Origin of the sequence: Rhodococcus wratislaviensis, from assembly GCF_900455735.1 — a bacterium.
In the GTDB taxonomy this organism is placed as follows: domain Bacteria; phylum Actinomycetota; class Actinomycetes; order Mycobacteriales; family Mycobacteriaceae; genus Rhodococcus_F; species Rhodococcus_F wratislaviensis.
Window position 1 is genome coordinate 1 of record NZ_UAUI01000008.1, and the last position, 12,319, is coordinate 12,319.

Consider the following 12,319-nt stretch of genomic DNA (forward strand, 5'->3'; position numbering starts at 1 on the left):
AGTGACCGCTCTCGATGCGCGTGACGCCACGCACTATCCGATCACCCTGCTGTCGATCCTCGAACCTCGACTGCGGCTGAGCCTGCGTTACCAGCACAAAATTTTCGATCGCGATACCGTCACGACACTCGCGGCGCGCGTGATCGGTATTCTCGAGACCATCGCGCGCGACGCGGACACACCGGTCGGCGACGTCGCCCTTTTCGTTCCGAAGGAACGGGAGTTGGTGGTCGACACCTGGAATGCAACGGAACACGAGGTGCCGCGCCTCACCCTCGCCGAACTATTCGACGCGCAGGTGGCTCACACGCCCGACGCCCCCGCCGTCGTGTTCGAGGGGGCGGTGTCGACGTACGCAGAGTTCGATGCCCGCGCGAATCAACTGGCGCGGTTCCTGATCAGCCGGGGTGTGGGCCCCGAATCGCTCGTGGGTGTAGCGGTGCGACGCTCGATGGATATGCTGGTGGGAATCTACGCGGTGATCAAGGCCGGCGGCGCGTACGTTCCGATGGACCCGGACCAGCCGGCCGAGCGGATCGCGTACGTCGTGGCAACCGCCGGTCCGGTCGTCGTTCTCACCACCACCTCGGATCGCGCCGCGCTGCCCGCCGAGGTTCCGGCCCTCGACCTCGACACCCTCGATGTATCGGCGCTCTCCGATGACCCCATCCGGGACCGGGACCGGCTGGGGCCGTTGCACGCACGAAGCCTTGCGTATGTCATCTTCACCTCCGGCTCCACGGGCAGACCCAAGGGGGTGGCGGTGCCGCACGAGGGTATCGTCAACCGGCTGCTGTGGATGCAGCATCGGTACCCGCTGAGCGACGACGACGTGGTCCTCCAGAAGACCCCCGCGACGTTCGACGTGTCGGTATGGGAGTTGTTCTGGCCGTTGCAGACCGGCGCGCGGCTGGTGATCGCCGAGCCGGACGGGCACCGTGACCCCGCCTATCTCGAGCGGGTGATCCGTGAAGAATCCGTGACCACGGTGCACTTCGTGCCGTCGATGCTCGCGGTGTTCCTGGCGGAGGCGCATGTCGAGGGGTGCCGTTCGTTGCGCCGGGTGTTCACCAGTGGTGAGGCGCTGCCGCCTACGACGGCGGCGGAACTGCACCGGGTGAGCGGGACGGAGCTGCACAACCTGTACGGTCCCACCGAGGCAGCGGTGGACGTGACCTCCTACGAGACCGGGACGGACGAGTCCACCGTGCCGATCGGAGCGCCGGTCTGGAACACCCATACGTATGTACTCGACGGACGCTTACGTCCCGTCCCCGTCGGGGTAGCGGGGGAGTTGTATATCGGCGGCGTCCAGCTCGCCCGCGGATACCAGGCCCGGTCCGATCTGACGGCGGACAGGTTCGTCGCGAACCCCATCGCGGCCGGCGGAACTGTGCGAGGGGGTAGTCGGCTGTACCGCACCGGTGACCTTGTTCGGTGGCTGCCGACCGGGCAGCTCGAATACCTGGGCCGCACGGACTTTCAGGTCAAGCTTCGCGGCCAGCGCATCGAACTCGGTGAGATCGAGGCGGCGCTGCTCCGGCACGCAGATGTTGCACAGGCGGTGGCACTGGCCCGCAACGACGGGTCCACCGGCGACTACCTCGCCGGATACGTGGTGCCTGCGCCCGGGAGGTCCCCGGATGAGCGGGCGCTACTCGACGCAGCCGCAACGGTGCTGCCCCGGTACATGGTGCCGTCGGCGCTGGTCGTGCTCGCGGAACTGCCGTTGACAGCGATCGGCAAACTCGACCGCAAGGCACTGCCGGTCCCCGAGTTCGCGAGTTCGGCGCAATTCGTCCCGCCCGGCACCCCGACCGAGTACGTTCTCGCAGAGATTCTCGCGGACGTGCTCTGCGCTCCGCGGATCGGTATGTCGGACAATTTCTTCGATCTCGGGGGCAACTCCCTCATCGCGACCCGTGTGGTAGCCCGGATCAACGCGGAGCTCGGCACCGAGTTGAATGTGCGGTCGCTGTTCGAGGCGCCCACCGTGGGGGTTCTGGCCAGGGTAGTCGACCGGACGCACGCCGGTACGGCACCGCGTCCCGCGCTCGCGTCCGGCCCGAGGCCGGACAGGCTTCCCCTGTCCCTGGCTCAGACCCGAGTGTGGTTCTTCAATCGGTTCGACCCCACGTCGAGTGCCTACAACGTGGCTGCGGCACTGCGGCTGTCCGGCTCCCTCGACGTCGACGCACTCCGCCGGGCGGCCGCGGACATCCTCGAACGGCACGAATCGCTGCGCACGATCTATCCCGAATCCTCGGACGGCCCGTATCAGCTGGTGCTGCCGGTCGGTCACGCCGCGACCGGCGATCTGATCGACGTTGTGCCCGACGTCGTCCCGGCCGCTGCTCTGGACACACGGATCCGAGCGGCAGTGGCACACGGATTCGACGTGACCACGCAAATCCCGATCGCTCTGACACTGGTGCGGTGCGAGGCTCCTGACGAACACGTGCTGGTGATGGTGGTGCACCACATCAGCATCGACGGGTGGTCGATCCAGGTACTCGCCCGCGATCTGGTGCACGCGTACTCCACGCGCACAGCCGGCGACGCGCCGTCGTGGACCCCGCTGCCAGTGCAGTATGCGGATTACACCCTGTGGCAACGAGACGTTCTCGGCTCCGAGGGCGATCCCACGTCGCTGATGTCGCAGGAGCTCGAGTACTGGGCGGATGCGCTCGCGGGTCTGCCGGACGTGCTGGCTCTGCCGCTCGACCGGCCACGTCCGGCGGTGCGGTCGGGGGTGGGTGCGAGTGTCGATTTCGCGGTGCCGGCGGCGACGATGGTGCGTCTCGCGGCGCTGGCCCGTCAGCAGGGTGCGACACCGTTCATGGTGGTGCATGCGGCGTTGGCGGTGCTGTTGGCGAAGTTGAGTGGGTCTACCGACATCGCGATCGGATCGCCGATCGCGGGCCGTGGTGATGCGGCGCTGGACGATCTGGTGGGCATGTTCGTCAATACGTTGGTGCTGCGAGCCGATTGTGAGCCGAGTCGGTCGTTCGCGGAGCTGGTGGGGCGGGTACGCGATTCGGACCTCGAGGCGTTCGGCAGGGCTGAGATGCCGTTCGAGCGGTTGGTGGAGAAGCTGAATCCACCACGATCGCAGTCCTTCTCGCCGTTGTTCCAGGTGATGTTGGCGTTCCAGAATTTCGTGCCGTCCAGGGTGGCGCTTCCGGGTTTGACGGTGTCACCGGTGGCGGTCGAGTGGGAGGCTGCGCAGTTCGACCTCTCGATGACTGTGAATGACGCGGCCGGGGGTGGGTATGCGGGGAGGCTGTCGTATGCAGCGGACATCTTCGATGCTGCGACAGTGCGCGGGATCGCCGAGGGGTTTGTGCGGGTGCTCGAGGCGGTCGTCGAGAATCCGTCCGTCCCGGTGGGCGACGTCGACTTACTGGGTCCGGCCGAGCGGCAACGCGTGCTCGCGGCTGCGGCCCCTGAGCCATTGCGGGTAGGGCCACGGACGTTGCCGGAAATTCTGGCGGCCGGCGTCGCGTCGAACCCCTCGGGTGTTGCATTGACCTGCGGTGGCGTGGAGATGTCGTATTCGGACCTCGACTCCCGATCGAACCGGCTGGCCCGAGTGTTGATATCGCGGGGTGTCGGTCCTGAGACATTTGTCGCGTTGTCCTTCGCTCGGTCCATCGAAGCAGTTGTTTCGGTGTGGGCGGTCGCGAAGGCGGGTGGCGGGTTCGTGCCGGTCGATCCGAAACTGCCGGCCGAGCGGATCGAGTACATGCTGGTCGATTCCGGGGCCGTCATCGGGCTTACCGGTGCCGAAACCACATCGCTTCCGGGGAAGGTTGCCTGGCTGGTACCCACGGCGGGCGAGGTGCAGGATCTGTGCCACGAGTTGTCGGCGGCAGAGATCACCGACGCCGAGCGCGGTGCGCCGGTGGCGTTGTCCACTGCGGCCTACATGATCTACACGTCGGGTTCGACCGGGGTCCCGAAGGGCGTCGTTGTAACCCATGCCGGGCTGGCATCGTTCTGTTCGGACACCCGCCTCGAACTGAATTTGACCGGCAACTCGCGGATGCTGAGGTTCTCGTCGTCGAGCTTCGATGCATCGGTGTTCGAGATGATCGCGGGGTTCAGTGCCGGAGCCACCTTGGTGGTCGCTCCACCCGAGATCATCGGTGGCGGCGAGCTCGCGGAGTTGCTGCGCGTAGAGCGGGTCACCCACATCATCACAGCGCCGGCGGCCCTAGGGATCGTCGACCCGGACGGGCTCGAGGAACTCCAGGCCGTGGTCGTCGGCGGAGACGTCTGCCCGCCGGAGTTGGTCGCCAAGTTCGCACCCGCCTGTCGGTTCTTCAACAGTTACGGTCCCACAGAGACCACCATCATCATCACCATGACCGATGCGCTCGTTCCGGAGGAACGAATCACGATCGGCACCCCGATCGAGGGCGCCGGAGCGGTCGTCCTCGATGCGAGGCTGCATCCGTCTCCGGTCGGCGTGATCGGCGAGCTGTATCTGTCGGGCCGTGGGCTCGCCCGCGGCTATCACGCCCGCGGTGCACTCACGGCAGCTCGATTCGTGGCCAATCCCTTCGGGGGTTCCGGCGACCTGATGTACCGCACGGGCGATCTGGTGCGGTGGACGAAAGACGGACGACTGGACTTCGTCGGGCGAATCGACTCACAGGTGCAATTGCGGGGTCTGCGGATCGAACTCGGTGAGGTCGAGGCAGCGCTGAGCAGATGCGAGGGAGTCGCGCAGACCGTCGTGGTCTTGCGCAACGATCCCCATACCGGTGAACAACTGCTGGGATACGTAGTTCCCGATACCAACGTCGCCCTCGACCCGCAGGCTCTGCGCACCAGGGTGGGCGAGACGTTGCCGAACTACATGGTGCCGTCGCAGGTGATGGTGCTCGACGCGTTGCCGTTGAATCCCAGTGGGAAGCTCGACCGGCGGGCGTTGCCGGCACCGTCGTTCGTCGTTCGGGAGTTTCGGGCGCCGACCACGCCGGTCGAGGAGGTCGTGGCGGGTATTTTCGCGGAGGTGCTGGGGGTCGAGCGGGTCGGTCTGGACGACGATTTCTTTGCGTTGGGTGGTAATTCGCTGGTTGCGACGCAGGTGGTGTCCCGGTTGGGTGCGGCGTTGGACACCCGTGTGCCGGTTCGGGTGATCTTCGAGGCGTCGACGGTGGCGGCGCTGGCGGTGCGGGCCGAGCAGCATGCTGGTGAGGGTGGGCGGCCGGCGTTGACGCGTCGGGTGCGGCCGGCGCGGATTCCGTTGTCGTTGGCGCAGCAGCGGATGTGGTTCTTCAACCAGTTCGACCCGGAGTCGGCGGCCTTCAACATTCCTCTGGCAATCAGGCTGTCCGGTGATCTGGACATCGAATCGCTGCAGACCGCATTGGTCGACGTGATCGACCGGCACGAAGCGTTGCGCACAACGTTCCCGGACTCGGGCTACGGGCCGTCTCAGGTAATCGTCCCCACATCGGCGCTCGCGCTGAGTGTGACGCCGGAGCGGGTCGCTCCGGACGAGGCGCATGCCCTCGTGCTCGACTTCGTCGGGCGCGGGTTCGACGTGGCCCGGGAAGTCCCGTTGCGCGTGAAGCTGTTCCAGCTCGACGATGACGAGTTCGTGCTGGCGATGGTAGTGCACCACATTTCCAGCGACGGCGGCTCGGTAGCGCCGATGTCGCGCGATATCGTGGTGGCGTATGCCGCGCGGCGTGAGGGGCACGAACCGGGCTGGTCGCCACTCGAGGTGCAGTATGCGGACTACACCCTGTGGCAGCGGGAGATTCTCGGCGCGCAGGACGATCCGACGTCGCCGATCTCGGAACAACTGCGGTACTGGACCGACGTTCTGGCAGATCTGCCGGAGATGGTGGAGTTGCCGACGGATCAACCGCGTCCGGCAGTGCAATCGCCGCGCGGCGCCAAGGTCGGCTTCACCCTGAGTTCAGATCTGGCCGAGCGTATCGATCACCTTGCACGAGAATTCAACTCGACCTTCTTCATAGTGGTCCATGCGTCGTTGGCGGTGCTGATGGCCCGCCTGAGCGGAACCGATGACATCCCCATCGGCACACAGATAGCCGGACGCGGCGATCCGGCACTCGACGACCTCATCGGGATGTTCGGAAACACTCTGGTGCTGCGCAGCCGCGTCGACCCCGCAATGTCGTTCGCCGATGTTCTGGCCGAGGTCCGGGAAGTCGACCTCGCCGCATTCGGCAACCCCGACGTTCCGCTCGAACGTCTGGTGGAAGTCCTCAATCCCATGCGCTCCACGGCCCATTCAGCACTGTTCCAGGTACTGCTGGTGGTTCACAATTTCGTCCGGTCCAGGGTAACTCTGCCCGGCCTGGAGATCGCCCCTCTGGAAACGGACTACGTCGGTGCGAAACTCGATCTCGAGATCCACTTCACCGACACCTCGGATTCCGCGGGGCATCGGACCGGAGTCGAGGGATCAATCGTCTATGCGCTCGACCTGTTCCGGGAATCGACGGTCGCCCGATTCGCGACCCAACTCGTCACCATCCTCGAGGCGGTCACACGCGATGTGACCATACCGGTGGGCGAGATCGAGTTGCGCAGCGTCGACGAGCGCGCGGCGATGGATCGATGGAATGCCACAGCCGTGGATGTCAGGGGCGGGACCCTGGTGCAGCTCTTCGACGATCAGGTACGCCGGACGCCGGATGCGGTGGCGGTGGTGTTCGAGGAACAGTCGTTGACCTACGCCGAGTTCGATGCTCGCGCGAATCGGCTGGCCCGATACTTGATTTCACGAGAGGTGGGACCGGAGTCGCTGGTGGGACTGGGCATGAGTCGCTCCCTCGAGATGATGGTGAGCGTTTACGCCGTGCTCAAAGCCGGTGCCGGGTACCTGCCGCTGGATCCGGAGCATCCCGCAGACCGCAACGCGTACATGATTGCGACCGCGAAACCCGACGTGGTGCTGACCACGTCCTGGGACCGCGGTGACCTGCCGGCGTCGGTGGACGCCGACGAAGTCGACATCCTGGACCTGTCGGACTTCGGCTCGGAGACGGTGACCGACGCGTCCAGGCTGGCGCCACTGCGGCCCGAGAACCTCGCCTACGCGATCTTCACGTCCGGCTCCACAGGGCGACCGAAAGGCGTCGCGATCAGCCACCGCTCGGTGGTCAACCAGATTGCATGGATGCGTAGCCGCTACGCGCTCGGCGATCGCGACACGGTGCTGCACAAGACGCCCATCACGTTCGACGCGTCGGTGTGGGAGTTGTTCTATCCACTGCAGGCCGGTGCCCGATTGGTGATTGCCGCGGCTGGCGGACATCGTGATCCCGAATACCTGATGCGGATGTCGGACCGGTGGCACGTCACGATCCTGGAATTCGTGCCGTCGATGCTCGCACTGTTCCTCGCGGAATCGTCGCTCGCGCTGCCGCGGTCGCTGCGGTACGTCTCGGTCGGCGGTGAAGCGTTGCCCTCGGAATCGGCCGCTCGGTTCGCCGCGCGCACCGAGGCGGCGCTGGACAATACGTACGGTCCGACGGAAGCCACGGTGACCTCGACCGTGCACCGCTGTCTGCGGGGTGTGTCGGGTCCGATACCGATCGGGAGACCGATAAGGAACACCCGCACGTTCGTGCTGGACCGCCGGTTACACCGCGTGCCCGTCGGCGTGCCGGGGGAGTTGTATCTCGCCGGAATCCAGCTCGCCCGCGGCTATCACGCCCGCGGGGCGCTCACGGCAGAACGATTCGTCGCCCATCCCTTCGCCGACTCCGGTGAGCGGCTGTACCGCACGGGTGACCTGGTGCGGTGGAATTCGAACGGTGACCTCGAATACCTGGGTCGCACCGATTTCCAGGTGAAGCTACGTGGCCTGCGGATCGAACTCGGGGAGATCGAGGCCGCGCTGACGGCAGACGAATCGGTGAACCAGGCCGTCGTGGTCGTGCGCGACGGTGACTTCGGTCAACAGTTGGTCGGGTACGTGCTGCCGACCAGCGGGCGAACCGTCGACGTCGAGACGACACGCGAGGCGGTGCGCACATCGCTGCCGCGATACATGGTGCCCGACGTGCTGGTGGTCGTTGACGCGTTGCCGTTGAATCCCAGTGGGAAGCTCGACCGGCGGGCGTTGCCCGCGCCGTCGTTCGTCGTTCGGGAGTTTCGGGCGCCGACCACGCCGGTCGAGGAGGTCGTGGCGGGTATTTTCGCGGAGGTGCTGGGGCTCGAGCGGGTCGGTCTGGACGACGATTTCTTTGCGTTGGGTGGTAATTCGCTGGTTGCGACGCAGGTGGTGTCCCGGTTGGGTGCGGCGTTGGACACCCGTGTGCCGGTTCGGGTGATCTTCGAGGCGTCGACGGTGGCGGCGCTGGCGGTGCGGGCCGAGCAGCATGCTGGTGAGGGTGGGCGGCCGGCGTTGACGCGTCGGGTGCGGCCGGCGCGGATTCCGTTGTCGTTGGCGCAGCAGCGGATGTGGTTCCTCAACCAATTCGACCCGGAGTCGGCGGCATACAACATTCCGCTTGTGGTCCGCCTGTCCGGTGAACTGGATGTGGCAGCGATACAGGCTTCGGTGCTCGACGTGTTCGCTCGACACGAGGCCTTGCGGACGGTGTTCCCGGACTCGGACCAGGGGCCGACGCAGAGCATCGTGCATGCGCCGCGAGTGTCGATGGACCTGACGCCGATTCCGGTCGCGGACGAGGAAGAGCTGCGGATGCGGGTGGCCGCATTGCTCACGGCGGGCTTCGAGGTCACGGAATCGGTTCCGGTGCGCGGGGCGCTGTACCGGGTGTCGAAGTCCGAGCACGTCTTGGCGGTGGTGGTGCACCATATCTGCGCGGACGGTTTCTCGACCGGACCGATGGCCCGAGACATGCTGGTGGCATACGCCGCCCGGCACGCCGGGCATGAGCCGTCCTGGACGCCGTTGCCGGTGCAGTATGCGGATTACGCGTTGTGGCAGCGGGAGGTGCTGGGTTCGGAGGACGATCCGGGATCGTTGATGTCGCAGCAGATCGCGTACTGGGCGGATGCGTTGTCGGGGCTGCCGGATGCGCTGGCGTTACCTACCGACCGGCCACGCCCGGCGGTGCGGTCGGGCCTCGGTTCCAGCGTGGATTTCACCGTCCCGGCGGCGACGGTGGCGAGTCTGGTGTCGCTGGCGCGAGAGGCGGGTGCGACACCGTTCATGGTGGTGCATGCGGCGTTCGCGGTGCTCTTGGCGAGGCTGAGTGGGGCGACCGATATCGCGATCGGGTCGCCGATCGCGGGCCGTGGTGATGCGGCGTTGGACGATCTGGTGGGCATGTTCGTCAATACGTTGGTGTTGCGGACTCGGTACGAGCCGGACGAATCGTTCGCGGAGTTACTGAGGCGGATGCGCGATGTCGATCTCGCGGCGTTCTCCCGGGCGGATGTTCCGTTCGAGCGATTGGTGGAAAGGCTGAATCCGATCCGGTCTCAGTCGTTCTCTCCGCTGTTTCAGGTGATGTTGGCGTTTCAGAATTTCGGTCGGCCTGCGGTGGAGCTTCCGGGATTGACGGTCTCGCCGGTGGAGGTCGATCGGCAAGCGGTGCAGTTCGACCTGTCGATGACTGTGGGTGAGTCGGCAGATGGCGGGGGTGGATTCGTGGGAAGGCTGTCCTACGCGACGGACGTTTTCGACGCCGCGACGGTGCGCGAGATCGCGGGGCGGTTCGTGCGAATTCTCGAAGCGGTGGTGGATGACCCCATGATGGTGGTGGGCGACATCTCGATCGTCGACGAGAACGAGCGGCATCAGATGCTGCGCGAATGGAACATCACAGGACACGACGTCCCGGATGGACTGCTGCTCGACGGATTCGATGCGCAGGTAGCCCGAACACCGGACGCGGTGGCAATCGTGTACGACAACGAGTCGCTGTCGTATGCCGAGTTCGCTGCCCGGGTGAACCGATTGGCTCGTAGATTGATCGACGAGGGTGTGGGACCGGAGTCGTTGGTGGCATTGGGGATGCGCCGGTCGCTGGAGTTGGTGACGGGAATCTACGCGGTGCTCCGAACGGGTGCTGCATTCGTGCCGTTGGACCCCGATCAACCCCCGGCACGCAACGACTACATCCTGGAAACCACAGGACCCGTGTGCGTCCTGTCCACCTCCCGGGACGGATTCGACACGTCCCGGAATCGGGTGCTGAACGTCGACGCCCTGGATTTGTCGGTGTATTCGTCCGAGCCGGTTGGGGAGTCCGAAGTCGTGACGTCCGCGCGGCCCGACAATCTGGCGTACGTAATCTTTACATCGGGATCGACCGGACGACCCAAAGGGGTTTCGGTCAGCCACCGCGCGATTGTCAACCAAATGTCCTGGTTGGCAGCCGAATACGAGTTCGGCGACTCCGACGTCGTGGTGCAGAAGACGCCGGTGACGTTCGACGTGTCGATGTGGGAATTACTGGTTCCGCTGGCCGTCGGTGCCCGGATGATCGTCGCGCGTCCAGACGGGCATCGGGATCCGGACTATCTGCTGTCACTGATGCAAGAGTCCGGTGTCACCGTGGCCGCGTTCGTACCGTCGATGCTGGCGGCGCTCCTCGCCGATCCGGAGGCGTGTCTACCGGATTCGTTGCGGTGTGTTTTTGCCGGTGGCGAAGAACTGCCGGTGGAATTGTCCGAGCGATGCGCGTCGCGGTCGAAGGCTCGTCTCGACAACAAGTACGGTCCCACCGAATATGCGGTCACTGCGACGTCCCACCGATGCGACGGACTCGAGCGGGAATCGGTACCGATTGGTGCACCTGTATGGAACACCACCGCACTGGTCTTGGATCGACGTCTCCACCCTGTGCCCGCCGGGGTCGAAGGAGAGCTGTATCTGGCAGGAGTGCAGCTGTCTCGCGGCTATCATCGCCGCCAGGGGCTGACGGCGGAGCGATTCGTGGCCGATCCGTTCGGGGCAGCAGGGACGCGTCTCTATCGCACCGGGGACGTGGTCAAGTGGAACCCACGCGGACAGCTGGTGTATCTGGGTCGGCAGGACTCTCAAGTGAAGGTGCGGGGGCTGCGTATCGAGCTGGGCGAGATCGAGACCGCGCTGGTGGCACAGCAGTCGATCGCGCAGGCCGTTGTGATCGTGCACGACGGCGACTTCGGTCAGCAGCTGGTCGGGTACGTGGTCCCCGCGAGGGGTCGGTTGGTCGACGTGGAATCGGTTCGGGCCACGGCCGGCAGCTCGCTGCCCCAGTACATGGTGCCGGACGTGCTGATGGTGCTCGACGAATTGCCTCTGACCGCGAGCGGCAAGGTCGATCGGAACGCATTGCCCGCCCCTGAGTTCACGAAGCGGGAGTTCAGGGGCCCGACGACGCGCGTCGAGCGAATCGTCACCTCGGCCTTCACCGACATTCTCGGTGTCGAACAAGTGGGGCTGGACGACGACTTCTTCGCGTTGGGCGGCAATTCCCTGGTCGCGCCCAGGATCGTCGCCCGATTGAAGCAAGACCTGAGTGCGGCAGTTCCGTTGCAGTGGCTGTTCACCGATCCCGCCGTCGAAGCATTGGCCGCTCGGATCGAGAAGGGGGCCACGGGCACGGCAGGGGAAGGGTTCGGGCCGCTGCTTCCGATCCGTGCGGACGGTAAAGCGACGCCGCTGTTTTGTATTCATCCGATCGTCGGACTGTCCTGGTGTTACTCGGGTCTACGTCAGTACTTCGACCCTGATCTGCCGATCTACGGCATCCAGAGCCCGTCGATTCTCGAAGACAGCTATCTTCCGGAGTCTCTCGACGAACTTGCGGACCGCTACGTCCGTGAGATCCGCCATATCCGACCAGCCGGGCCGTACCGACTGCTCGGCTGGTCACTCGGCGGCGTCATCGCGCATGCGATGGCGGTCCGGATTCAGGCAGCCGGCGAGAGTGTGGAATTGCTGGCGATGATGGACAGCTTCTCCGGCGCGACGGCGGTCGAGAAAGGGTCGCCCACGGATGTCTCGGTGAGTGAGTTGCTGGGTGGGTTCGGTATCGAAGCGCTGGCCGAAATGTCCGGACACTCCGTAGAGCACACCGAGAAGGTCGTGAGGCGGCTCGAGTCGGCGGCGGACCGAAACTCGAGGTTGATGTCGGAGTACCGGCCTGCATGCTTCGACGGAGACATTGTGTTCTTCACCGCGGCGGCCGACGATGCCACCGGCGCGAGGGCGGCCCGCGGATGGGAGAACGCGGTCACCGGGGTGGTGCACAACCACGCCGTGGCAGTCACGCATTGGCAGATGACGTCACCCGACGCTCTCGCCGTCGTCGGCCCGATCTTGAACGAGGCACTGAGGGAGCAAACCGAATAGCGAACAGATCAG

General features: G+C 65.5%; 1 protein-coding gene. It reads left to right on the forward strand.

What is annotated here, in order from left to right; all coding sequences use genetic code 11:
* Window positions 1-12,307, forward strand: a 12,307-nt coding sequence (locus DTA22_RS11835) for an amino acid adenylation domain-containing protein (RefSeq protein ID WP_409372696.1), incomplete at its 5' end; no start/stop codon positions are given.
* Window positions 12,308-12,319 lie beyond the last annotated feature (12 nt).